Source organism: Arenimonas terrae, assembly GCF_006265115.1.
GTDB classification, from domain to species: Bacteria; Pseudomonadota; Gammaproteobacteria; order Xanthomonadales; family Xanthomonadaceae; genus Arenimonas; species Arenimonas terrae.
In genome coordinates this window covers 1,659,594-1,682,131 of sequence record NZ_SMDR01000001.1, presented here as the reverse complement: position 1 = coordinate 1,682,131, position 22,538 = coordinate 1,659,594, and the positions used below count along the sequence as shown (strand labels likewise).

The window sequence follows — 22,538 nt, the reverse complement described above, 5'->3', positions numbered from 1 at the left end:
TTCAGTTCCTGAGCCGCCAGCCGGTGCGGAAGATCCACCACACGGCGGTCAGGCAGGCGGCCAGGAAAACCAGGATCGCACTGAAGCTCACCACCACGTTCACGTCCGCTACGCCGTAGAAGCTCCAGCGGAATCCGCTGATGAGGTACACGACCGGGTTGAACAGGGCGATCTTCTGCCAGACCGGCGGCAGCATGTCGATCGAATAGAAGGCGCCGCCCAGGAAGGTCAGCGGCGTGACGATCATCAGCGGGATGACCTGCAGCTTCTGGAAGTCGTTGGCCCACAGCCCGATGATGAAGCCGAACAGGCTGAAGCTGAGCGCCGTCAGCATCAGGAACAGCACCATCCACACCGGGTGCGCGATTTCGTAGGGAACGAACAGCCGCGCCGTGGCCAGGATCAGGATGCCAAGCATCATCGACTTGCTCGCCGCCGCGCCGACGTAGCCCAGCACCGCCTCGCCCCAGCCGACCGGCGCCGACAGCAGCTCGTAGATCGTGCCGGCCCACTTCGGCATGTAGATGCCGAAGGAGGCGTTGGACAGGCTCTCGTTGAGGATCGACAGCATGATCAGGCCCGGGATGATGAAGGCTCCGTAGCTGATGCCGTCCACCTCGCCCATGCGCGAGCCGATCGCCGCGCCGAACACGACGAAATACAGCGACGTGGACAGCACCGGCGAGGCGATGGACTGGGTGATGGTGCGGAAGGTGCGGGCCATCTCGAAACGGTAGATGGCGCGGACGGCGTGCCAGTTCATGCCGCGGCCCTCCGCCCGTGCACCAGGCTGACGAAGATGTCCTCGAGCGAGCTCTCGCTCGAGTGCAGGTCCTTGAAGTCGATGCCCAGCTCGTTGAGCTGGCGCAGCAGGCCGGCGATGCCGGTTTCCTCGCTCTGCACGTCGAAGGTGTACACCAGCGCGTGGCCGTCCTCGGCCAACTCCAGCGGCAGCGCGGCCAGCGCCGGCGGGATCGCCGCCAGCGGCGCCTGCAGCTGCAGGGTCAGCTGCTTCTTGCCGAGCTTGCGCATCAGCACCGCCTTCTCCTCCACCACCACGAGTTCGCCCTTGTTGATGACGCCGATGCGGTCGGCCATCTCCTCGGCCTCCTCGATGTAGTGCGTGGTCAGGATGATGGTGACGCCGCGGTCGCGCAGCCCGCGCACCATCTGCCACATGTCGCGGCGCAGCTCGACGTCCACGCCGGCGGTGGGTTCGTCCAGGAACAGGATGGTGGGCTCGTGCGACAGCGCCTTGGCGATCATTACCCGGCGCTTCATGCCGCCCGAGAGCGTCATGATCTTGCTGTCGCGCTTTTCCCACAGCGACAGGTCGCGCAGGATCTTCTCGAGCAGGGCCGGGTCGGGCGCGCGGCCGAACAGGCCGCGGCTGAACTTCATCGTCGCCCACACCGTCTCGAAAGCGTCGGTGGAGATTTCCTGCGGCACCAGGCCGATCTTGCGGCGCGCGCCGCGCGGGTCGCCGACGATGTCGTGGCCGTCGGCCAGCACGCTGCCGGTGCTGGCGTTGACGATGCCGCAGATGATGCTGATCAGGGTGGTCTTGCCGGCGCCGTTGGGGCCGAGCAGGGCGAAGATCTCGCCGCGGCGGATGTCCAGGTCGACGTTCCTGAGCGCCTGGAAGCCGGACGCGTAGGTCTTGCTGATGCCGCGGATGGAAAGGATCGGGTCCATGGTCGGGCTCGGGAGGAAACCCGACCATGCTAGCCGAGCAGGTGTGTGCCGACCCAGCCGGTTTGCGGGGAAAGACTTTCCCGAAAAGCGCCGGTTCCGGCCGGACGGCCAAGACAGGCCGATGACGGCGGGGTGTCGGACAGGTTGCGGAACTGTCACATACGCCCGGTAATCTGCGGCTCCCGGCCGGTCCGCGGCCGTTTTCCGCAGGAATCCGCCATGTCCGCCCCGTCGCTGCGTTCCGGCCTGCTGGTTATCGTGTTGATGACCCTGGCGACCTTCGCCCGCGCCGACGACCGCGCCTGGGTCGACCTCGAGCAGCGCCTGAGCGCCGAACAGCGCGCCGCCACCGGCCTGGACACGCTGACGCCGGAGCAGCTGGCCCTGCTCAACCGCCTGCTGCGCGAACAGGCCACGGCCCTGGTCGAAGCCGCGCGCAGCGAGGCCAAGGCCGAAGCCCGCGCCGAAGGCCAGGCCGCCGGCACCCAGCGAGATCCCGATCCCTCGCGCTTCATCGGCCTGGCCGACGAACCGATCACCGCGCGCGTGCAGGGCGAGATCACCGGCTGGAAGGAGGGCGATGAATTCCGCCTCGACAACGGCCAGGTGTGGAAGGTGCTCAAGGGCCACTTCCGCCTGCGCGAGGCGATGGTTTCACCGCAGGTCGTGGTGATGCCCGGCGTCGCCGGCCGCTGGTTCCTGCAGGTGCACGAGGACCTGCCGAAGGCGCGCGTCTACCGCATCGACTGACGCGGCGGCGCGCGCGGCGTACCCTGTCGGTCCACCGCCAGGAGAAGCGCCATGACCCGTCTGCTCGGAATTTCCGGAAGCCTGCGCCGCGGCTCGTTCAACACCTCGCTGCTGCGCACGGCGGCGGAACTGGCCGGCGACGGCGTGACGCTGCAGGCGGCCGGCATCCACGGCATCCCGCTCTACGATGCCGACCTCGAGGCCGAACAGGGCCTGCCCGCGGCCGTGGTGGCGCTGAAGGACCAGGTCGCAGCCTGCGACGGGCTGCTGCTGGTGACGCCGGAATACAACAACGGCATCCCGGGCGTGTTCAAGAACGCGATCGACTGGCTGTCGCGCCCCAACGACGACGTCAAGCGTGTGTTCGGCGACCGCCCGGTGGCGGTGATCGGCGCCTCGCCCAGCGGTTTCGGCACCATCCTGGCGCAGAACGCCTGGTGGCCGGTGCTGCGCACGCTCGGCACGCGCCCCTGGTTCGGCGGGCGCCTGATGCTTTCGCGCGCGGGCAAGGCCTTCGACGCCGACGGCCAGCTGGTGGACGAGGCGGCGCGCGAGAACCTGCGCGTGTTCGTCGCGGGTTTCGCCGACTTCTGCCGGCGCGGGTGAACCTGCTGCGGCGTCGGCGCCGGAGGCGCGATCGCGCCGCCGCCTGAACCGGGGCCGCCGACCGCGGCGCCGGATAACACAAAGATCACACCGCGACGCGCACTGTGCATGGGCACCGCGACGCAATGTCGCGACGGCGACTCAGGCGCTCAAGCCGCCAACCCCGATCTGAGCATCGTGCCCCCGCTGACGCGGGGGCCTGGCTTCGGCCATCCGCGTACCGATCCCTGGCGCGCACCCAAAGGAATCCCCCCATGAACAACACCCCCAGCACCAACACGTCCGTCGCCACCAAGAACGTGGTCGACAACGCCGCCGCCAACGGTTCCTTCAAGACCTTCGGCAAGGCCCTGCGCGAGTCCGGCCTGGCCGACACCCTGCGTGGTGCCGGTCCGTTCACGCTGCTGGCGCCGACCGATGCGGCCTTCGAGAAGCTGCCGGCGGGCAGGCTCGAGAGCCTTCTCAAGCCGGAGAACAAGAAGGAGCTGATTTCGATCCTGAACTACCACGTGCTCGACGGCCGCTCCAGCGCCGCCGACATCGGCAAGATGACCGAAGCCAAGACCGTCAACGGCGCCATGGCGCCGGTGAAGCTGTCCGACGGCAAGATCAGCTTCGGCGAGGCGACCTTCGTCACGTCCGACATTGCGTCCAGCAATGGCGTGGTGCACGGCATCGACAAGGTCAACATTCCGACCAAGCAGTAATCGGTCCGCTGCAGGGACGCACGGAGACGGCGGGGCGCAAGCCCTGCCGTTTTTTTATGCGGGGACCGGGCCGGCAGGCGGGGCGGCCGACGGTCCGGGCGCCTGTATCTGCTTGCAAGCCAGGGAAAAAATTCCCGGCGGCGGGGTGGCAGGCACGGCTCCTGCAGGTCTGTGCGTGCATCAACCCACGGAGTAGACCATGTCCCTGTCCATGATCCTGCTGATCGTCCTGATCCTGATCCTCATCGGCTCCATTCCGGCCTGGCCCTACAGCCGCGGCTGGGGCTACGGCCCCAGCGGCGTCGTCGGCGCCATCGTGCTGGTCCTGGTGGTGCTGTGGCTGATGGGTCGCCTGTGACCGCCCGGGGATGACCGGAGTTTCCCGGTCATCCCCGGATTACCTGCCGGCGCCCCGGCTGGCACGGCGGTTGCAACCCTTCCCAGGCCCGCGCCTTCCGGCGCGGCCAGCCCCCCCAAAGGAGATGGCCATGACCCACACCACCCCCCACAAGCCGCAGAGCGGCAAGCCCCAGAACGCCAACATCGGCGGCCTGGACTTCGCCGCCGAGGACAAGCACTGGCGCGACCAGTACAAGCGCGAGTCCTACTACAGCGCCGACCACAGCTACGACGACTACGCGCCGGCCTACCGGGTCGGTTACGAAGGTGCCGGGCGTTACGCCGGCCGCAGGTTCGACGAGGTCGAGACCGACCTGCGCCGCGACTACGACAGCCTGCGCGGCACCTCGAAGCTGAACTGGGAAAAGGCCAAGTCCGCGGCGCGGGCGGCCTGGGACCGGATCGAGCGTGCGATGCCCGGTGACGCCGACGGCGACGGCCGCTGAACCGCCTTTGCCGCATACACACCGGCCGTGTGCGGCAGGGAACTGCGGAGCGCAAGCTCCGCAGTTTTTTTGCCCCTTATTTCTTGTTGACGCTGAAGTTGCCCGGCCCCAGCAGGGCCACCGCGATGGCGCCGAACAGGAACATGCCCTGCAGCTCCAGCGCCCAGCCGCCCGTCTGGCTGAGGGCGAACAGCTCGGCCGAGTGCACCAGGAAGATCGCCACCAGCATGTTGAACGCGATCACCGCCGCACCGATTCGCGCATGCAGGCCGAGGATGACCAGGACCGGCGCGACCACCTCGCCGATGTAGACGCCGTAGGCCAGCACGCCCGGCAGGCCGGCGCCCTGCACGACCTGGGTGATGAAATCGATGCCGCCGGTGATCTTGGCGACGCCGTGCAGCAGCACCAGCAGGCCGAGCGACAGGCGCAGCACGAGCTTTCCAAGGTCCTGGTTGTTCTGGTTCATGGCCCCTCCCCGGGGTAGTGATGGTGGCCCCGATCATACGGCCCCGGCGCGTCGGAAGCCTGTGCTAGCGTCTGCGCCATGGACGACGAAGACCTGCGCCGGCAGGGCAATGCCCTGGCCGCCCGGCGCGACTGGGCGGGCGCCGCCGCGTGTTTCCAGACCCTGGCCGCGCGCCGGCCGGACGAGGCGGCCGCCTGGATCGCCCTGGCCAAGGCGCGCGACCTGGCCGGCCGGCCGCGCGCGGCGCGTGCCGCGGCCCGTGCCGCGTACTCCGCATTCATCGCAAGCCCCGCCAGCTGGACGCATAGCCTGGCCCTGGCCCGCCTGCTGCGGAACGCCCACGAGCTGCCCCTGCTGCGCGGACTCGCGGCGCAGCTGCCTGCCCGCGCCGTCGACGCCAGCGTGCCCGAGCTGGTCGAACTGGCCGACCTGCTGGCCCGCGAGGACGCGCACGAGGACGCGCTGCCCTGGCTCGACCGTGCGCTGGCCCGCGATCCTTCGCACGCGCCGGCCTGGTACCTGCGCGGCACCACACGCCTGTTCCAGGGTCGCATGGCCGCGGCCCGCGCCGACCTGGAGCGCGCGGTGGCGATCGCGCCGCATTTCGCGCACGCGCATTGGCGGCTGTCGGAACTGCGCGCAGGCGACCGCGCGGGTGCGCCGGCGCGGGTGGCGCGGCTGCAAGCCGAACGCGTTCGGGTGGCGCCGGGATCCGAGCACGACATGCACTTCAGCTACGCGCTGCACGCCGAACTGCACGACCTGGGCGACCACACCGCCGCCTGGGAGGCGCTGGTCCGCGGCGCGCGCGCCAAACGCGCCACGCTGCGCTACGACCCCGACACCGACCGGCGCCTGTTCGAAGCCATCCGCAGGACCTGCGGCGCCGCCTTGCTCTCGGGCGCCGGCCACGACGATGCGTCGGCGCCGGTGCCGGTGTTCATCGTCGGCCTGTTCCGCTCCGGCACCACCGTGCTCGAACGGCTGCTCGCGGGGCACCCCGATGTGGCCGACGGCGGCGAGAGCCTGGGCTTCACCGCCAGCCTGCGCGTCGCGGTGGACCACCGCGCCCCGGCCGGTCTGGACGAAGAAACGCTGCGCCGCTGCATCGACATCGACTGGCCGGCGCTGGGCGCGGACTTCATGGCCGGCTCGGCCTGGCGCGCCCGCGGCCGCCGCGTCTGGACGGAAAAGCTGCCGACGAACTTCCTCGCCCTGGGACTGATCGCCCGCGCCCTGCCGCGCGCGCGTTTCATCCACATGTGGCGGCCGCCGATGGACGTGTGTTTTTCCAACCTGCGCCAGCTTTATGGCGGCATCGCGCCGTACTCCTACGACCAGGCCGAACTGGCCGCCTACCACCGCGGTTACCGCGGCCTGATGGCGCACTGGCGTGCGCATCTGGGCGACCGCCTGCTCGACGTCGCCCACGCCGACCTGGTGCGCGACCCCGAAACCACCGCGCGCCGCGTGCTGGCGCACTGCGGCCTCGACTACGATCCGCGCGTGCTGGCGATCGGCGAGCGCGGCGGCAGCGTGTCCACGGCCAGCGCCGCGCAGGTGCGCGAAGGCCTCCGCGCGCCGCGGGCGCCGGACTGGGAACCGTATCGGGAACAGCTGGCGCCCCTGGCCGCGGCGCTGGCGGCCGCGGAAGGCGAGCGCGGCTGAGGCCGCCCGGCGGGGTTCAGCTCAGGAACCAGACTTCCACGGTGCCATTGGCCTTCATGGTCATGGCGTTGCCGCGGCGGTCGAGCGACTTGCCGACCGGCAGCCGGACCCAGCCTTCGCTGATGCAGTATTCCTCGACGTTGTGGCGCTCGGTGCCGTTGAAGCGCACGCCGATGCCGCGCTCGAGCGTGGCTTCGTCGTAGTAGGGGCTGCGCGGGTTGACGCAGAGGCGGTCGGGAGGGGTGTCGCTCATGGCGGGATCCGGAAAGGGGTCGGGGCGGCATTTTAGCCCTGTTGGCGGGGCTGGGGCGTCCGGGATCGCGCCCGTGAGATCCGGCGCCGGCAGCACCGGAGGAGAGAGGTCCTCTTTCTGCTCAGTGGAGCCTTTTATTTCGCAGAAAGAGGACCTCACTCCTCCGGCACTGCCGGTTCCACTCGCGCGGTTTCGTGAGGGGAGTTCCGGAGGGGTGTGGGCGATTTGCTTGCGCGTAGGCCTCGCGGGCTTCCGCGTGTGGGATTGTTCTTGCGCCATGAGTCGGTTGAACGGAGCGCGCTCACGAACGGAGCCGGGCGGCCTATCGTGGGGCGCGTTCCTTCGAACGCGTCCGGTGCCATTGCAGCGAGCTTGCGACAAGGACTCGCCGCTGCGCGGCGAACGGCAACCGCAACTGCGCCGAGCCAAGCCAAGCAAAACCAACCCAAGCCGGAGCCGCTCCGAAGCGGGCGCCCGTCTTCTGACGCCCATTCCGCTATGGCGTTTCGCCGCGCAGCGGCGAGTACTCCTGACCAATGTGCGGCAATGGCACCGGACGCGTTCGAAGGAACGCGCCCCACGGGAGGCGCGCGGCCGACAAGGGGCGCGCGCGCCTTAGCAAACGACAAGACGCAAGAAAGATCGCGCACGCGGAAGCCCGCCAAGCCCGGGCGCAAGCAAAGCGCCGACACCACGCAGGAACTCCGGTCAGCGGCCCGGACGACACGCACCGGAAGTGCCGGAGGAAGGAGGCCCTCTTTCTGCGAAATAAAAGGCTTCACTGAGCAGAAAGAGGGCCTCCTTCCTCCGGTGCTTCCGGCTCCAGATCCGGCCAAAGAAAAAACGCCGCCCCGGAAAGGAGCGGCGTCACGAGGTCAGCCCTTGATGCAGACCACCTGGCGCAGCGTGTGCACGACCTCCACCAGGTCCGACTGCGCGGCCATGACCGCGTCGATGGACTTGTAGGCGGCCGGGGATTCGTCCACCACGCCGGCGTCCTTGCGGCATTCGACGTGGGCGGTCGCCTCCCGGTGCTGCTTGAGCGTGATCTGCTGCTTGGCCTGGGTCCGGCTCATCACGCGGCCGGCACCGTGGCTGCAGCTGTGGAAACTGTCGGCATCGCCCTTGCCACGCACGATGTAACTGCGCGTGCCCATGCTTCCCGGGATGATGCCCAGCTCTCCGGCGCGGGCACTGACAGCGCCCTTGCGGGTCACCAGCAGCTCCTCGCCGAAGTGCGTCTCGCGGTTGACATAGTTGTGGTGGCAATTGACCGCCATCTTCTCCAGCTGGAACTTCGGCAGCTTGTGCCGCAGGTCGTGCAGCACCCGCGACATCATCGCCTCGCGGTTGTGGCGCGCGTAGTCCTGCGCCCACGACACCGCGTCCACGTAGTCCTCAAACAGCGGCTCGCCCTCCATGAAGAAGGCCAGGTCCTGGTCGGGCAGGTGGAAACCGAGCACGCGCTTCTCCAGCTGGCGGCGCGCCAGCTCGATGAAGTAGGTGCCGATCAGGTTGCCGGTGCCGCGCGAACCCGAATGCAGCATCACCCACACCTGGTCGGCCTCGTCGAGGCAGAGTTCGATGAAGTGGTTGCCGCCGCCGAGCGTGCCCAGCTGCTTGTCCAGCTTGTCGGGACGGATCTTCGGGTGCCTGGCGCGGATCGCCTGCAGCCGCGCCTCCAGCCCCGAGTCCACCAGCCGCGTGCCGATGCTGTCCGGGATCTTCCAGTGCTCGCCGCCGCGGCCGTTGCCGACCGGGATGGCGCGCTCGAGCGAGGCGCGGATCGGCGCCAGGTCGTCGGGCAGCTGGTCGGCGCGCAGCGTGGTCCGCACCGCGGCCATGCCGCAGCCGATGTCGACGCCGACCGCCGCCGGGATGATCGCGCCACGGGTCGGGATCACCGAGCCCACGGTCGCGCCCTTGCCCAGGTGCACGTCGGGCATCACCGCCACCCACGGCCCCACGAAGGGAATGCCGGCGATGTTCTGCAGCTGGCGGTGCGCGCCCTCGTCCAGCGGCACGCCCTTCACCCAGCCCTTGATCGGGGTCGGGCTGCCTTCGGCGTGCAGCAGTTCGTAGTTGTGTCCGTTCATGTCCTTTCCTTCCTTGAATAACCGGATGGCGGCGTCCCTGCCGCCATCCGGAGCTTACTGCTTCAACGTCACCAGCTGCTTCAGCACGCCGTCCAGGCCGCCGAACACGGTGAGCTTGTCGATCTTCTCGGTGACCTTCTCCAGCGCCTCGAGTTCCTTGAGGCGCATGAGCGTGGGGCTCTCCTCCACCAGGCGCGCGGTGTTGAGCAGGGAACGCGTGGCGTTCGCCTCCTCGCGACGGCGGATGACGTTGGCCTGGGCCGCCTTCTCCGCCTGCACCACGCCGTTGAGGATGTCCTTCATCTCACCGGGCAGGATCACGTCCTTGATGCCGACGCCGATCACCTCGACGCCGAAACCGGTCACCTGGCCGCGCACGTACGCGAAGATGTCCGCGTCCAGCGAGGCCTTGTCGCCCAGCAGTTCGTCCAGCGACTTGGCGGAGACCGCCTTGCGCAGGCCGTACTGCAGTTCGCGGTAGACCTGGTCGGCGTACTTGGCGACCTTGCTGCGTGCGGCGACCGGGTCGGTCACGCGCAGGCTGGCCGCCAGGTTCACGCGCAGCGACACCTTGTCGCGGGTCAGCAGTTCCTGGCCCGAGACCTCCATCGCCTGCACGCGCAGGTCCACCACATCTACCGCGACGTTCTTGCGGACGTTCCAGAACGCGGCCGCACCGGGCGCCAGAACGCGCACGAACTTGCCGTCGACGAACAGCAGACCCGCGGACTCCGACGGCACCGTCACGGCCACCGCCAGCTTGTCGAGCACGTTGAGCTGGCGCAGGCGGTGGGCGGTGCCGGCGTCGACCTCGAGGCCGTCGGACAGCGCGATGCGCTGCACGTCGATCTGCGTCAGGCCCTTCCAGTACAGCTTGCGGCTGCCCGGCGCCAGCACATCCACCAGCTTGCCCTGCTTGTGCACCAGGCCGATCTCCTGCATACCCAGGTCGACCAGCTGGAAGGTTTCCGCCAGCGTCGCGCCCAGGGCCTGCACCAGCGCCTCGATGTCCTTGCCGGTGTATTCGGCGGTGGCCAGGTCGTGCACGGTCACCTGCAGGCCGAAACCCCAGAGGCGGTACACGCCCGGGCCCAGCACTCGCTGGAACCGGCGGTTCTTGTATACGAGGGCGCGCTCGGCATCGCCGACCACGACCTTACGGATCATCAACATCGCGTCCTCCTTGATTCGTTGATGGTTCGACCCGGTTATCGGTTCGCGCCGCGGCGGCGGGTCGTCCGCGCGCGTCGTGTTCGGAGCGGTCGCTCCGGAAAAAGTGGGCACGCCCCTGCGCCGGACCCGCACGGAGTCGGCCGCGTGCGCGTGGCGGCGGTCGGCGCTTTGCGCCACGCGCGCTGGCCGTCCTGGCCCGCGTGCGTGGCGTTCCGCGCGTCCCGGCGCCTGGCGAAGGCGGCCGCCCGGTGCGGGCGGCGTGCGTGACGTTGCGCCGGCCGATGGGCTGGCCGTTGCGACGGCACGCGCGGGGCGTGTCCCTTGGGCTTGCGCCCGGTGTTGCATCACCAGCTGCCTTTACAAGCAGATGTGGAGCGGGAATCGAACCCGCGACACCAGCGTTTAACGCGCTGTGCTCTACCCGACTGAGCTATCCAGTGGTGGCGAGTCGGAATCGAACCGGCCTCATGCGGTTTCCCGCTGCTCTCTCCAGTGAGCAATCGCCTTGACGAAGCGGGCGCGCGAGGTCGAGGCAAACGCCACGGCAGAGCCGCGCGTTCCGGTCGGGGGTTTGAGCCCGATCCGCTTCGACGTCCGATGTTCCCGCTTCGTTTTTGCCGCCGGTCGCCCGGCGGCAAATCGTCCGGATCCTTCGATCCGATCTGTTCGCGTTTTCCTTCCGTCTCCGCCCGTGCCGAAGCACCCAGGCACAGCGCTGCCAGCGCCGTCTTGCGGATCTCGCCGTTACCTCGGACCGCCGGTCCGGGTGCTTCGTGGCGGGAAGGGAATCGCCGATTCGTTTCCTGTGCGAACGCCCAAAACAAAACGCCCCCGGGGCGGAACCCGAGGGCGTTCGCGAGGCCTCGGGAGATCGGGGTGACCGATCTCCCGTGCGCGGAAATCAGTCTGGAATGACGCCGTCCAGTGCCCGGCGATAATTCGCCGGGGCGCACGCGTCCGCGCCGAAGTTTTCGGGCTTCGGAAGTCGCAGGTCGGCGATGTGCGGTATGCGGAGGGTCATGGTGTGTTCTGTTTTATCTTCGCCGTCAGTGGCGAAGGTTGCGCACGATACGCCTTTGCGAAGCGCTGTCAATAGGTTTCGAAAAAAATACTCCGCGATGCCGGGCGCGCGCGACGGGCGGTGGTGCAACTGCGGACGGACGGAGAAAAAGAAACGGGGCGGCCAGGCCGCCCCGTCGGGGAACGCGCGGACGGACTCAGAGCCGCTCGATGCGCTCGGCCTTGCCGTCGCGAAGCGCCTGGTCGATCAGGCTCAGCGTCTCGCGGTTGGCGGCGTCGCTCAGCACTTCCATCTGCTTGCCCAGCGCTTCCATCTGCGCGCCCAGGTCTTCCATCGGCTTGCCGGCGAGCTCCATTTCCTTGCCCAGGGCGTCCATCGGCGCGTGCACGGCCTCAAGCTGCGCGCCCAGCGTTTCCATGCGCCGGCCCAGCGTCTCCATCTGCGCGCTCACGCTGTCGATCTCCGCGTGCAGGCGGTCGCGCTCCGCGTCGTCGTCGGTGCGGAGCATGGCCCGGGTCAGCGGCTCCATGCGCTCGCCGAGCGCGCCCATCTGTTCGCCCAGCTTTTCCATCTCGGTGCTGATCGGCTCGCTGCCCGCGGTCTGGCGCTCCATGCGCGCGCCGATCGCTTCCATCTTCTCGCCGTGGACTTCCATCTGGTCGCCCAGGGCGCCCATCCGGTTGCCGACAGGTTCGGTCGGCTGCCAGGCCTGGCGCGCCTGGCGCACCAGCGCCGGGTCGCGGATCACGTAGTCGCGGCCGTCGCGGCGGAACCAGATGAAGTTGTCGCCGAGCTCGCGGCGCAGCCGGGTGATGTCCTCGAGCTGGTCGTAGTGGCCGGTGAACTTGATCGAATCGTCGCCCTTGTCGCCGACCACGGCGTAGTGGGTGTCCTGGCCCGCGCGCACCGAGATGCGCGCCGGCTCCTCGTCCTTGGCGACGATGCCGGCGACATGGCCCTGCGCGAAGGCGGTCATGCAGGCGGCGCTGAGGCCCAGGATGGGCAGGGCGAGTTTCCAGCTAAGGGACTGCCTGCGCGGGCGGACGAGGCGTTGGATGCGGGACATGAGCAAACCTCCTTGGGCGGCCGGGGCCAGGTGCGGGTCGGGGGCGCGGAACTGCGCCAGTTCGTTGAGCGCGATCGCCAGCCGGCGCGGCTCGCCCAGGGCCTGGGCGGCGATGTCGTCGGCGATCTGCTCGCGTTCGATGCGGATGCGGCGCGACAGCCACCACACCACCGGGTGGTAGAACAGCAGGGCTTCGACCGCGCTCTGCACCAGGTTCACCAGGTAATCGTGGCGGCGCACGTGCGCCAGTTCGTGGGCGAGCAGGGCTTCGAGCAGGTCGGCAGGCAGGCGGGCGATCAGCGCCGCGGGCACGATCACCACCGGCCGCCAGATGCGCGCGGCCACCGGGCCGTCGAGGTCGTCGACCACGCGCAGCAGCACGCGCCGCGGCAGGGCCATGCGTTCGGACAGCGCATCGAGCTGCGCCTGCCAGTAGGCGTGCGTGCGGCCGTGTCCGGGGCGGGCGGCGCGCGCCACCCAGGCCAGGCCCAGGGCCATGCGCAGCGAGAACAGCCCGGTGCCCAGCGACCACAGCGCGACGATGCCCGGCAGCCAGGGCTGCAGCTGTCCGCGCCATTCGCGCGTGGTGTCGATCAGGGGCTGGCGCAGGCCCTCGACCACGCCGGCGGCGAAGGAAACCTCGCCGTCGGCCGGCGTGGCCACGCGCGAGGGTGCATCGGCCATCGTCGCCCCGCGCAGCGTCGTCGCCGCCGGCAGCAGCAGGCACAGGGCCAGCGCCGCGCAGGCCACCGCATATCGCAGCTGCGGCCGCGCATTGCCCAGCAGCGCCAGCACCAGGCCGGCGGCCAGGCCGACCAGCAGGCCCTGCCAGAGGAAGTGCAGCAGCGCCCAGCCGAGCGCGGCGGTGAGTCCCGATGCGGTGATCATTCTCCGTCCTCCTGCAGCAGCCTGCGGATTTCGTCCTTTTCTTCCTGGCTGACGTGGCCGCGCAGGGCCGCCATCACGAGCTCCTTGCCGGAGCCCGAGTAGGCCTTGTGGATCAGGTCCTTGAGCAGGCTGGTGCGCAGCGATTCCTGTGCGTGCGCCGGCGCATAGACGTGCGAGCGTTCGCTTTCGTCGCGGACCAGCAGGCCCTTGCCGTGCATGATCTGCAGCAGCCGCAGCACGGTGGCGTAGGCCAGCTCCGGGCGGTCGCGCTGCGCGACTTCGTGCACCTGCTTGGCGGTGGCGGCACCCAGCGGCCACAGCACGCGCAGCAGGTCGAGTTCGGCCGGGGTGGGCTTGGGCGGGGCGGGTTTGCGGGCCATGTCCATCCGATGCGCGAGGGCGACGGAGGGCAGCCTAGACCCACTAGAACAGTTTGTCTAGAACAAACTGTCTATGACTGATGGCACATCCCGGCGCCGCACTGCGTTGGTGGAAAACGTCCCCCGCCGCACCCGGAGCCCGCATGTCGCACGTGAAGCTGCCCGACATCCCCTTCGACCAGCTCGCCCTGGAGCCGCTGGAGGGCGAAAGCGCGCCGGCCCCCACCACGGGCCGCGCCAAATTCACCGCCAATACCCGCGACGGCGGCGACCGCCGCAAGGGCGAGGACCGTCGCGACAAGGTCCGCTACCAGGCCGACCGCCGCAAGACCGCCGACCGCCGGCCCGCCCGGGTGAAGGCCTGGGACAAGGGCGCCTGCTGATCCGGGGTGCGCGGCCGGCGCCGGGCCGGCTCGCCTGACCATCCCTTGCGCGGGCCGCGGACCGGCAGGCTCGTGCGTAATGCACGGTTTCGTAACATCCGGGACTGCAAAGTGCATGGCGCCTGGCCCGGGTGATCGCGGAAACGCCGGATCGACAGGGGTCCGGCGACTGGCATGTGTCTTGCTGACGTTCCTCCAGACCCGGAGCGCCCTGTGTCCGACAGCCCCGCCGCCCCCCTCGGGCGGATCCTCGCCATCGACGACGACCGCGACCTGCTCGAGAACTTCAGCTTCTGCCTGGAGTCCTCGGGCTTTCGCGTGCATACGGCGTCCACCCTCCAGGACGGCATGAAACTCGCCGCGAGCCAGCCCTTCCACGTCTGCCTGCTCGACCGCAGCATCGGTGCGGAGTCGGGGATGGACGCGCTGCCGCGCCTGCGCGAGCTCGCGCCGCAGATGCGCGTGATCATGGTCACGGCCCATTCGCGGGTGGACGACGCCGTGCGGGCGATCGCCGAAGGCGCCGCCGATTACCTGGTCAAACCCTGTTCGCCGGAACAGCTGCGCGTGGCCGTGGCCCGCCAGATGGACACCCAGCGCATGCTCGAGAAGCTCGAGCGCCTGGAGCGCGAAGGCCCGCGCGAACGCGCCGCGCCGACCAGTCGCAATCCGGCGATGGCCCGTCTGCTGACGCTCGCCGAACAGGTCGCGCGCACCGACGCCAACATCCTGCTGCTGGGCGAGAGCGGCACCGGCAAGGGCGTGCTGGCCAACGCGCTGCACGAGTGGAGCCCGCGCGCCGCGGCGCCGATGGCCACCATCAACTGCCCGTCGCTGCCGGCCGAGCTGCTGGAAAGCGAACTGTTCGGCCACGCCAAGGGCTCGTTCACCGGCGCCACCCAGAGCACCCAGGGCCGGGTCAGCAATGCCGACGGTGGCACGCTGTTCCTGGACGAGGTCGGCGACTTCCCGCTGGCGTTGCAGCCCAAGCTGCTGCGCTTCATCCAGGACAAGGAGTACGAGCGCATCGGCGATCCGGTCACGCGCCGCGCCGATGTGCGCATCGTCTCGGCCACCAACCGCGATCTCGACGCGATGGTGCGCGACAACAGCTTCCGCCTCGACCTGCTCTACCGCCTGAACGTGATCAGCCTGGTGCTGCCGCCGCTGCGCGAACGCCTCGAGGATCTGGAAGACCTCGCCATGACGTTCATCGCGCGCTACGCCCGCAGCTACCACCTGCCGGCCGCGCGCCTGGCGCCCTCGGCGCTGGCGCGCATGCGCGCCTATGCCTGGCCGGGCAACGTGCGCGAGCTGCAGAACGTCATGGAGCGGGCGGTGATCCTGTGCCCTGGCGAGGAGATCGGCGCCGACCTGCTGTCGCTGGGTTCGGCGCCGGCCGGCGCCGGTGACCCCGCGGCGGTCCTTTCGCCCGGCGCGCCGGTCACGCTCGACGAGCTCGAGCGGCGCCACATCGAAGCCGTGCTGGCCAATGCCGAGACGCTCGACGCGGCCGCACGCACCCTGGGAATCGACAGCTCCACCCTCTACCGCAAGCGCAAGGCCTACGGGCTGTGAGCGTGCGCGGAACCAATACGGAGGATCCGCACGTGCACGCCAAGGCCCCCGCCCCCCAGTCCGCGAACACCCGTCCGTCCCACGCCACCGTGCAACGGCCACCGCTGGATGCCCGGGCCATCGCCACCTGGCTGCTGTGGGTGCTGGCCGTGGTCGCGGCCGGTTCGCTGGTGGGCGTGCTGTTTTCACCCGGCGCCTGGTTCGCCGGGCTGGCGAAGCCGAGCTGGAATCCGCCGTCGTGGCTGTTCGGCCCGGTCTGGACCACGCTTTACGCGCTCATGGGCACCAGTGCCTGGCTGGTCTGGCGCGAACCCGCGGGCACCCCCGCCGAGCGCCGCGGCGCCTGGCTCGCCTTCGCCGTGCATGCGGCGCTCAACCTGGCGTGGACGCCGCTGTTCTTCGGGCTGCAGCAGCCGGGGTTGGCCTTCCTCGACATCTGCCTGGTCTGGCTGGCGCTGCTGGCGATGACGCTGCGCTTCGGCCGGCTCCGGCCGCTGGCGGGTTACCTGCTGCTGCCGCAGGTGCTCTGGGTCAGTTTCGCGCTCGTGCTCAACGGCACGATCTGGCTGATGAACACCTGACCCCCGCGACGCGGGACCACGCGACACCACAGGGGAACAGGGGACGCCATGCCACACCGCCCGCCAGCAACCTTCCGCTACCGCGTCTACAACGGCCTGCTGCTGTTTGCGGTCATGGTGGTCATGGGCACTTCGCTGCTGTCGCTGCGCGCCACCAACCAGATGCAGGCTTCGGTGGAGTTGGCCAGCCACACCCAGCGCGTGCTGCAGGAAATCAGCAGTTTCTGGGGCCTGATGGGCGACAGCGAATCGCACGGCCTGCGTTTCGCCATCACCGGCGGCGAACCTTTCCTGCTCGAATACCGGCGCACGGTGCTGGCGATGGACGAGGCGCTGGACCAGCTGCAGCAGCTGGTGCGCGACAACCCCTCCCAGGCCAACAACCTCGAGGCGCTGCGCCAGCTGCACACGCGCCGGCTGCAGTACGCCGCCACCACGCAGGCGCTGCAGCTGCAGGCCAACCGCGGCAGCGGCGCGGCGGCGCAGGCGGTGAGGCAGCGGCTCAACGAGGGTGTCGGCGCCCGGATGGGCGCCGAGATGCGGGTGCTGATCGAACAGATGATCCGCATGGAGGGCGAACTGCTGGAGCTGCGCAACGAAGAGCGCAACCAGATGATCCGGCAGAACTGGGCGACGGTGCTGGTCGCCAACGCCCTGGCCCTGGTCGCCGGCCTGTTCGGGTTTTCGGCGACGCGGCGCATGCAGGCGCAGGCGGCCGAGGCGTTCCGCGCCGCGGTGCAGGCCGAGCAGGCCCGCCGCACCAGCCAGGAAAAGTCGGTGTTCCTGGCCAGCATGAGCCACGAGATCCGCACCCCGATGAACGCGATCTTCGGTTTCACCAACCTGCTGGCCGAGCGCACCACCGACCCGGTGCAGGCCGACTACGTCGCCTCGATCCGCAAGAGCGGCCAGGCCCTGCTGTCGCTGATCAACGATGTGCTGGACCTGTCGAAGATGGAGGCCGGCAAGCTCGAGCTGCGCGAGGAGCCGACCGACTTGCACGAGGTGGTCGACCAGGTGCTGACGATGTTCAGGCAGGCCGCCGCCGACAAGGGCATCAGCCTCGCCGCGGAGTTCACCGGCCAGGCCGGGCTGCCGCTGCTGGTCGATCCGGTGCGGTTGCGCCAGGTGCTGATCAACCTGGTCAGCAACGCCGTCAAGTACACCGAGCAGGGCGGGGTGATCGTCCGCGTCAGCTGTGTTCCGTGCAAACGCGACGGCCGCTGCGACCTGCGCGTGGAGGTGGCCGACAGCGGCACCGGCATCGCCGCGCACCAGCTGGGCCTGATCTTCGAACCGTTCGAGCAGGGCGACAGCGTGGACGGCAAGAGCCGCGAAGGCACCGGCCTGGGCCTGAGCATCGCGCGCCGGCTCGCCGACCTGATGGGCGGCACGCTGCGCGCGCACAGCACGCTGGGCGAGGGCTCGTCGTTCACCCTGGAGATCCCCGACCGGGCGTTGACCGATGCGCCCGTGAGCGTGCAGCCCAGCACCGGACCCAGCGTGGACTTCAACCGCCTGCCCCCGCTGAAGCTGCTGGTGGTGGATGACGTGGCCTGGAACCGCGACCTGGCCCTGGCCTACCTGCGCGACACCCACCACACGGTGCGGCAGGCCGACGACGGCATCGCCGCCCTGGCCGACATCCGCGAACAGCGTCCGGACGTGGTGCTGATGGACCTGCGCATGCCGCGCCTGTCGGGCGAACAGGCGCTGCTGCGGATCAAGTCCGATCCGCTCAGCGCCAACTTGCCTGTCATCGCCGTGACTGCGTCGAGCATGAGCGAGGACGAGCACTGGCTGCGGCAGCGTTTCGACGGCTACGTGCGCAAGCCCTATTCGAAGGTGGACCTGTTCGAGGCCCTGGCCGCGCATTTTCCGCCGTCGCCCGAGGACGCCGCACCCGACGCCGGCGAGGCCCCGGTGGCCCGGGACGAACCGGGGCCGGGCCGCGACGATGCCGAGGCGATGGCCGAACTGCGCCAGCTCGCCGGCGACGCCCGCCAGCGCCTGCGCGCCAGCCTGCGCATGCGCGAGGTCGGCCACTACGCCGACCGCCTGCAGGCCCTGGCCGAAGCGTTGCGCTGGCCGGCGCTGGAAGCGCACGCCGCGCGCCTGCACGCGGCGGTCGAGGCCTTCGACGTGCCCGCCGTCAAACGCCTGCTCGATGCCAGCCCGCTGCCGGAGGAGCCCAGCGATGACTGACCCGGTCCCCGGCGCGGTGATCATGGTCGTGGACGACCAGGAGGCCAATGTCCGCACCGTCGGCAGCCTGCTGAGCCGCGCCGGTTTCGACGTGGTGCCCTGTTTCAGCGGCCTCGAGGCGCTGGACCGCATCGCGGTAGAGCCGCCCGACCTGGTGCTGCTGGACATGCGGATGCCGCACATGGACGGTTTCCAGGTGCTGCAGGCGCTGCGCGCCAGCGAGGCCACACGTGGCCTGCCGGTGATCTTCCTCACTGCCGACCACGAGCGCGAATCGCTGGTGCGCGCCTTCTCCAGCGGCGCGGTCGACTACGTCACCAAACCTTTCGTGCCGGAAGAGCTGCTGGCCCGCGTGCGCACCCACGCCGAACTCAAGCGGGCGCGCGACCGCGTCCAGCGCCTGGCGCAGGAGCGCCAGGCCAGCCTGGACCTGATCGCCCACGATCTGCGCAACCACTTCACCAACGTGCTGTTCGCCGGCGAGCTGCTGCAGGCCGCCGATCTCGATCCGGACCGGCGCGGCAAGCTGCTCGACTCGGTGCGCAGTTCGGCCAACAGCGGCCTGCTGTTCCTGCAGGCGGTGCTGGACCAGGCGGCGGACGAAGCCCACGGCGCGCCGTTGGAACCGCTGCCGGCGGCCCAGGTCGTCCAGGACGCGGTGGAGGGTTACGCCGCGCAGGCCAGCGGCAAGGGCATGCGCTTCGACCTGCGCCTGGACCGCAGCCTGCTGGTGCGTGGGCAGCGCGTGGCGGTCGCGCACGTGCTCAACAACCTGATCTCCAACGCGGTGAAGTACGCGCCGCGCGACAGCCTGATCACCGTCGCTGCGGCGCGGCACGAGGCGGCGGCGCGTTTCCAGGTCATGGACCAGGGGCCGGGCCTGTCCGGCCAGGACCGCGCGCGCCTGTTCCGCCGCTACGAGCCGCTCGCCAGCCAGGGAACCGGCGGCGAGGCCTCGACCGGCCTGGGCCTGGCCCTGGCCAAGCAGAAGGCGCGCGCCATGGGCGGCGACCTCTGGTACGACCCGAGGCCCGGCGGCGGCGCCTGCTTCACCCTCGAGCTGCCGCGGGTGGAATGAAAAAGGCGCCCGCAAGGGGCGCCTTTTTCACAACGGAGCGGACGGCGGCTCAGTTCTTGGTTTCGTCGGCCGCTTCTTCGACTTCCTCGCCCACTTCCTGGACGTCCTTGCCGACACCTTCGATGGTGTTGCACGCGGACAGGGAAGCGAGCATCAGGGCAAGCAGGGCCAGGGCGGAGCTCTTGCGCAGCAGAGTGTTCATGGCGTTGTCCTTGGTGTGCGATGGGGATGGAAAGCCCCGGACCGCGGTCCGGCACCGAAAGACCATCAAGTTCCGTGCCAGCGCCGCGGCGCATTGAAATCGCGTTCCTGGCGCGGTTTCCCGGCGGTGGACCGTGCGTTGTGCAGCCGCCACCGGCACGCGGCCGTGCAGGCTGCACGGCCGCGCGCGCTGCGACCGCGAGCAGGCGCCGTTTCACCGGGTTCTCGGCCTTGGCACGGTCCTTGCGACTCTTTTTTGGTCGGCACATGTCCCGGGCCACGCCAGGCCCGGGGCGCGCGACGAAATCCTTCCCCCACGGAGATCCCGCATGAACAGAATCCTTCTCTCCACCCTGTCGCTCGCCATCGTGCTCGGCCTGGGCGCGTGCAAGCCCGAAACGCCGGCCGAAGTCCAGGAGGACGTCGCCGAGGCGAATGCCGAGGCCGCCGACGAGGTCCGCGAACAGCAGGCCGACGCCAGCGAGACCGTCGCCGAAGCCAACCAGGAAATTGCCGAGGCCAATGCCGATGGCGACCTCGAGGACCAGGCCGAGGCGCGCGCCGACGCCACCGAGGACACCGCGCAGGCGCGTTACGACGTCGAGATCGCCAAGGCCGAAGGCGCGCTGTCCGTCGCCAAGGAGCGTTGCGACGGACTCGCCGACTCCGAGCGCGACGCCTGCAACGCCGATGCGCAGGCCGAGTACGAGGACGCCAAGGCGCGCGCCACGTCCGACCTCGAAGCGGCGAAGGCGCAGGCCGACGCGATCGACCGCTGATCGCGGACCCATCCATCGGCCGCATCGCGGCCGCTCCCTCCGGTCCACCGCGCTCCTGCGGCGGACCTCCCCCCACGGAGAATACCCATGACCAAGACCGCCACCACGCTCAATGGCCTCGTGCAGGCACTCAACGACGGCATCGACTTCTACGAGCATGCCGCCCGCCAGACCACCAACACCGCCTACCAGGACCTGTTCCTGAAGATGAGCCGGCTCAAGAGCATGATCGCCGCCGACCTGAAGGCCGAGATCGCCCACGAGGGTGATTCGCCCGACCAGGACGGCACCTGGCTTGGCAGCGTGCGCAAGGGTTATGCCGATCTCAAGGCGACCTTGTCCAAGGATTCGGACGCGGCCTACATCGGCTCGCTGGAAGAGCAGGAGGACCGCGTGCTGCACGCGTTCCGCGACGCACTGGGCGGCGACCAGCCGCCGAAGGTGCGCGAGCTCGCCACCCGCTACCTGCCGGAAGTGCAGCAGATGCACGACCGGATGCGGGCACTCAAAAAGGCCAAGGCCGCCTAGGCCCGGCCCCCGCGCGGAACGCCCGGCGTGCTGGCCGGGTCCGCGCGGGACCTTTGCTTCCGGGCGCCGAAGTCGCCCGGCGCGGCGCTCTCCTGGGGCATGGGGGCGCCGTATTTTTTTGTCCGCCGGTCGCTACACTCGGGCCATGACTCCGCCCGTCGCCCTGAATGTCCTCGGCCGCCCCCTGCAGCCCTGCGGCCTGGATCCGCCCACGGGTTATTTCCGCGACGGCTGCTGCCGCACCGACGCCAGCGACCGCGGCCTGCACGTGGTCTGCGCGGTGATGAGCGCGGAGTTCCTGGCGTTTTCGAAAGCCCGCGGCAACGACCTGTCGACGCCGCGCCCCGAGTTCGACTTTCCCGGCCTGCGCCCCGGTGACCGCTGGTGCCTGTGCGCGACCCGCTGGCTGGAAGCCTGGCAGGCGGGCATGGCGCCGTTCGTGGTGCTGGAAGCGACCCACCTCAACGCCCTGGGCGTGGTGGACCTGGAGCAGCTGCGGCTGTACGCGGCGACCTCGACGTGACTTCAGGACAGAAGGTGTCGCCCGGCCTACGTGCGGGCCGTATCGGCGTGTTGGTCGGCGCGTGGTGCGGGCTATGCCTGGCGCTCACCTTCGTGGGGTCCTGGTTTGGATGGGGTGTTGTCGCGGGTGACCACCTTACGGCACGCATTCTTGCGGAGGCGATCCAGCGGCGCTGGGGGGTGGATGCCGACTTCAGGGCGTTGGCCGCCACCCTTCTTCTCGTGCCGGTGCTGGCAGGTGCGCTGTCCGGCGGGGTGGTGGAAGTCATCGCGCGTCTGCTGCGCGTGGACACGCAAGGCCATTCCATCGCGGCATGGCGCTGGACCTGGGCCGTGGCACGCGGCTGGTGGCCGCTGCTGGTCCTGCCCCTGCTGGCACTGATCGTGCTTGAGTGGCTGGACATGACGTGGATCGCCTGGTTCACGGTCCTGCTGTACCTACCGCTGTCCTTTTTCGTGAGCGACAGGATCCTGCTCGCCGGCGATCCGGCCCGTTGGCGCCCGCGGTGGCGGTGGCCGGGAATGCACGCCTTGGCCGCGTTGCTGGTGCTGCTGTTGCTCGACTGGGGCGTCGACTTCGCATCCGGCCGGGCTGCAGGGCATCTGCGCGCGCAATCGTTCCCGCAAGCCGCCTGGCTGGGCCTGCCGTTCCTTCTTGCGGTCCTGCTGGTCTTCGGTGCCTGGACCAGTGCCGCCAGCGACGGCCTGTGGATCGACGGATCGGGCGAGCGCGGCGCGGTCCGCCGCATCCTTTGCAAGGCGCTGGATCGCGGCCGGATCGGCGCGTACGTGGCCATGGACTTCCGCATCGGCGCCGCCGTGGCCGCAATCGCGGTGCCGTTGTTGCTATGCAAAGTCCTGGGCATCTACGAGTGGCCCCAGGTCGCGTGGGACCTCCGCGAGCGGGGCGAAACCCTCCCGGTCCCGCTGCGGTTCCTTCAGGTGCTGTCCCGCGAGGGGGTCCTGCCGCTGCTTGCGGTTCCGCTGGCCGTTCCCGGGATGCTGCTCTACCGCCGGCTGTGGGTCGGCCTGGACCGCGATCAACCCACGTGAGAGGTGGGTTTGG

At 69.7% G+C, this 22,538-nt stretch carries 24 protein-coding genes and 1 tRNA gene; 15 read left to right on the top strand and 10 right to left on the bottom strand.

Going from position 1 to position 22,538, the window contains the following annotated elements:
• Window position 1: 1 nt before the first annotated feature.
• Window positions 2-763, bottom strand: coding sequence for an ABC transporter permease (locus tag E1B00_RS08025; RefSeq protein ID WP_139447365.1), 762 nt, complete (start codon window positions 761-763; stop codon window positions 2-4).
• Complete coding sequence (locus tag E1B00_RS08020) at window positions 760-1,695, bottom strand: ABC transporter ATP-binding protein (protein ID WP_139447363.1); 936 nt, start codon at window positions 1,693-1,695, stop codon at window positions 760-762. The genes E1B00_RS08025 and E1B00_RS08020 overlap by 4 nt, the downstream gene beginning before the upstream one ends.
• Before the next feature lie 219 nt (window positions 1,696-1,914).
• Between E1B00_RS08020 and E1B00_RS15605 the strand changes: the two genes are divergently transcribed.
• From E1B00_RS15605 to E1B00_RS07995, 5 genes are all read left to right on the top strand, one after another.
• Complete coding sequence (locus E1B00_RS15605; protein ID WP_176693163.1) at window positions 1,915-2,445, top strand: hypothetical protein; 531 nt, start codon at window positions 1,915-1,917, stop codon at window positions 2,443-2,445.
• Between the two features lie 51 nt (window positions 2,446-2,496).
• Window positions 2,497-3,051: an NADPH-dependent FMN reductase gene (locus E1B00_RS08010; protein ID WP_139447361.1), complete on the top strand. Its 555-nt coding sequence runs from the start codon at window positions 2,497-2,499 to the stop codon at window positions 3,049-3,051.
• 254 nt (window positions 3,052-3,305) lie between these two features.
• A complete protein-coding gene (locus tag E1B00_RS08005; protein ID WP_139447359.1) occupies window positions 3,306-3,758 on the top strand; it encodes a fasciclin domain-containing protein in 453 nt (150 codons plus the stop codon).
• Between the two features lie 199 nt (window positions 3,759-3,957).
• The gene (locus E1B00_RS08000; protein WP_139447357.1) at window positions 3,958-4,116 is read left to right on the top strand and encodes a DUF3309 family protein; all 159 of its coding nucleotides are present in this window, start codon (window positions 3,958-3,960) and stop codon (window positions 4,114-4,116) included.
• Between the two features lie 130 nt (window positions 4,117-4,246).
• The gene (locus E1B00_RS07995; RefSeq protein WP_139447355.1) at window positions 4,247-4,603 is read left to right on the top strand and encodes a hypothetical protein; all 357 of its coding nucleotides are present in this window, start codon (window positions 4,247-4,249) and stop codon (window positions 4,601-4,603) included.
• A 76-nt stretch (window positions 4,604-4,679) separates the two neighbouring features.
• Here the strand turns inward: E1B00_RS07995 and E1B00_RS07990 are convergent, their stop codons facing one another.
• The gene (locus E1B00_RS07990; RefSeq protein ID WP_139447353.1) at window positions 4,680-5,072 is read right to left on the bottom strand and encodes a DoxX family protein; all 393 of its coding nucleotides are present in this window, start codon (window positions 5,070-5,072) and stop codon (window positions 4,680-4,682) included.
• A 78-nt stretch (window positions 5,073-5,150) separates the two neighbouring features.
• Here E1B00_RS07990 and E1B00_RS07985 point away from each other — a divergent pair, with 78 nt between their 5' ends.
• Entirely contained in the window at window positions 5,151-6,740 is a 1,590-nt protein-coding gene (locus tag E1B00_RS07985; RefSeq protein ID WP_139447351.1) for a tetratricopeptide repeat-containing sulfotransferase family protein, read from the top strand.
• A gap of 16 nt (window positions 6,741-6,756) precedes the next feature.
• Here E1B00_RS07985 and E1B00_RS07980 read toward each other — a convergent pair whose 3' ends face one another.
• The 6 genes from E1B00_RS07980 to E1B00_RS07960 form a co-directional block, all read right to left on the bottom strand.
• Window positions 6,757-6,993, bottom strand: a complete 237-nt coding sequence (locus E1B00_RS07980) for a DUF3297 family protein (protein WP_139447349.1) — start codon at window positions 6,991-6,993, stop codon at window positions 6,757-6,759.
• An 875-nt stretch (window positions 6,994-7,868) separates the two neighbouring features.
• Window positions 7,869-9,089 (bottom strand): RtcB family protein, encoded by a 1,221-nt coding sequence (locus E1B00_RS07975; protein ID WP_139447347.1) that lies wholly within the window; start codon window positions 9,087-9,089, stop codon window positions 7,869-7,871.
• Between the two features lie 54 nt (window positions 9,090-9,143).
• The gene (locus E1B00_RS07970; RefSeq protein WP_139447345.1) at window positions 9,144-10,262 is read right to left on the bottom strand and encodes a slipin family protein; all 1,119 of its coding nucleotides are present in this window, start codon (window positions 10,260-10,262) and stop codon (window positions 9,144-9,146) included.
• 442 nt (window positions 10,263-10,704) lie between these two features.
• Window positions 10,705-10,769, bottom strand: a tRNA-OTHER gene (locus tag E1B00_RS15600).
• A gap of 710 nt (window positions 10,770-11,479) precedes the next feature.
• Window positions 11,480-13,237 (bottom strand): M56 family metallopeptidase, encoded by a 1,758-nt coding sequence (locus tag E1B00_RS07965; RefSeq protein ID WP_139447343.1) that lies wholly within the window; start codon window positions 13,235-13,237, stop codon window positions 11,480-11,482.
• Window positions 13,234-13,617, bottom strand: coding sequence for a BlaI/MecI/CopY family transcriptional regulator (locus E1B00_RS07960; protein ID WP_220396242.1), 384 nt, complete (start codon window positions 13,615-13,617; stop codon window positions 13,234-13,236). The genes E1B00_RS07965 and E1B00_RS07960 overlap by 4 nt, the downstream gene beginning before the upstream one ends.
• Window positions 13,618-13,760: 143 nt before the next feature.
• Between E1B00_RS07960 and E1B00_RS07955 the strand changes: the two genes are divergently transcribed.
• The 5 genes from E1B00_RS07955 to E1B00_RS07935 all read left to right on the top strand — a co-directional run bounded on the left by E1B00_RS07955 (window position 13,761) and on the right by E1B00_RS07935 (window position 19,442).
• Entirely contained in the window at window positions 13,761-14,000 is a 240-nt protein-coding gene (locus tag E1B00_RS07955) for a hypothetical protein (RefSeq protein ID WP_139447339.1), read from the top strand.
• Window positions 14,001-14,213: 213 nt separating this feature from the next.
• Window positions 14,214-15,578: a sigma-54-dependent transcriptional regulator gene (locus E1B00_RS07950; protein ID WP_246048522.1), complete on the top strand. Its 1,365-nt coding sequence runs from the start codon at window positions 14,214-14,216 to the stop codon at window positions 15,576-15,578.
• Window positions 15,579-15,610: 32 nt separating this feature from the next.
• The gene (locus E1B00_RS07945) at window positions 15,611-16,159 is read left to right on the top strand and encodes a TspO/MBR family protein (RefSeq protein ID WP_220396241.1); all 549 of its coding nucleotides are present in this window, start codon (window positions 15,611-15,613) and stop codon (window positions 16,157-16,159) included.
• Window positions 16,160-16,207: 48 nt separating this feature from the next.
• On the top strand, window positions 16,208-18,364 hold the full coding sequence (locus E1B00_RS07940) for an ATP-binding protein (protein WP_139447336.1): 2,157 nt from the start codon (window positions 16,208-16,210) through the stop codon (window positions 18,362-18,364).
• The gene (locus E1B00_RS07935; protein ID WP_176693162.1) at window positions 18,357-19,442 is read left to right on the top strand and encodes a hybrid sensor histidine kinase/response regulator; all 1,086 of its coding nucleotides are present in this window, start codon (window positions 18,357-18,359) and stop codon (window positions 19,440-19,442) included. Before E1B00_RS07940 ends, E1B00_RS07935 begins: the two co-directional genes overlap by 8 nt.
• Before the next feature lie 49 nt (window positions 19,443-19,491).
• Here E1B00_RS07935 and E1B00_RS07930 read toward each other — a convergent pair whose 3' ends face one another.
• Window positions 19,492-19,644 carry an entericidin A/B family lipoprotein gene (locus tag E1B00_RS07930; RefSeq protein WP_139447332.1) on the bottom strand — a complete coding sequence of 51 codons (153 nt, stop codon included), beginning with the start codon at window positions 19,642-19,644 and terminating at the stop codon, window positions 19,492-19,494.
• A 328-nt stretch (window positions 19,645-19,972) separates the two neighbouring features.
• On the opposite strand from E1B00_RS07930, the gene E1B00_RS07925 reads away from it, so the two are divergent.
• The 4 genes from E1B00_RS07925 (at window position 19,973) to E1B00_RS07910 (ending at window position 22,525) form a co-directional block, all read left to right on the top strand.
• Window positions 19,973-20,422, top strand: a complete 450-nt coding sequence (locus E1B00_RS07925; RefSeq protein WP_139447330.1) for a hypothetical protein — start codon at window positions 19,973-19,975, stop codon at window positions 20,420-20,422.
• 87 nt (window positions 20,423-20,509) lie between these two features.
• Window positions 20,510-20,950 carry a ferritin-like domain-containing protein gene (locus E1B00_RS07920; RefSeq protein WP_139447328.1) on the top strand — a complete coding sequence of 147 codons (441 nt, stop codon included), beginning with the start codon at window positions 20,510-20,512 and terminating at the stop codon, window positions 20,948-20,950.
• Between the two features lie 145 nt (window positions 20,951-21,095).
• Window positions 21,096-21,473 carry a DUF2237 family protein gene (locus E1B00_RS07915; RefSeq protein ID WP_139447326.1) on the top strand — a complete coding sequence of 126 codons (378 nt, stop codon included), beginning with the start codon at window positions 21,096-21,098 and terminating at the stop codon, window positions 21,471-21,473.
• Window positions 21,470-22,525, top strand: coding sequence for a hypothetical protein (locus tag E1B00_RS07910; protein ID WP_139447324.1), 1,056 nt, complete (start codon window positions 21,470-21,472; stop codon window positions 22,523-22,525). The genes E1B00_RS07915 and E1B00_RS07910 overlap by 4 nt, the downstream gene beginning before the upstream one ends.
• Window positions 22,526-22,538: the final 13 nt, after the last annotated feature.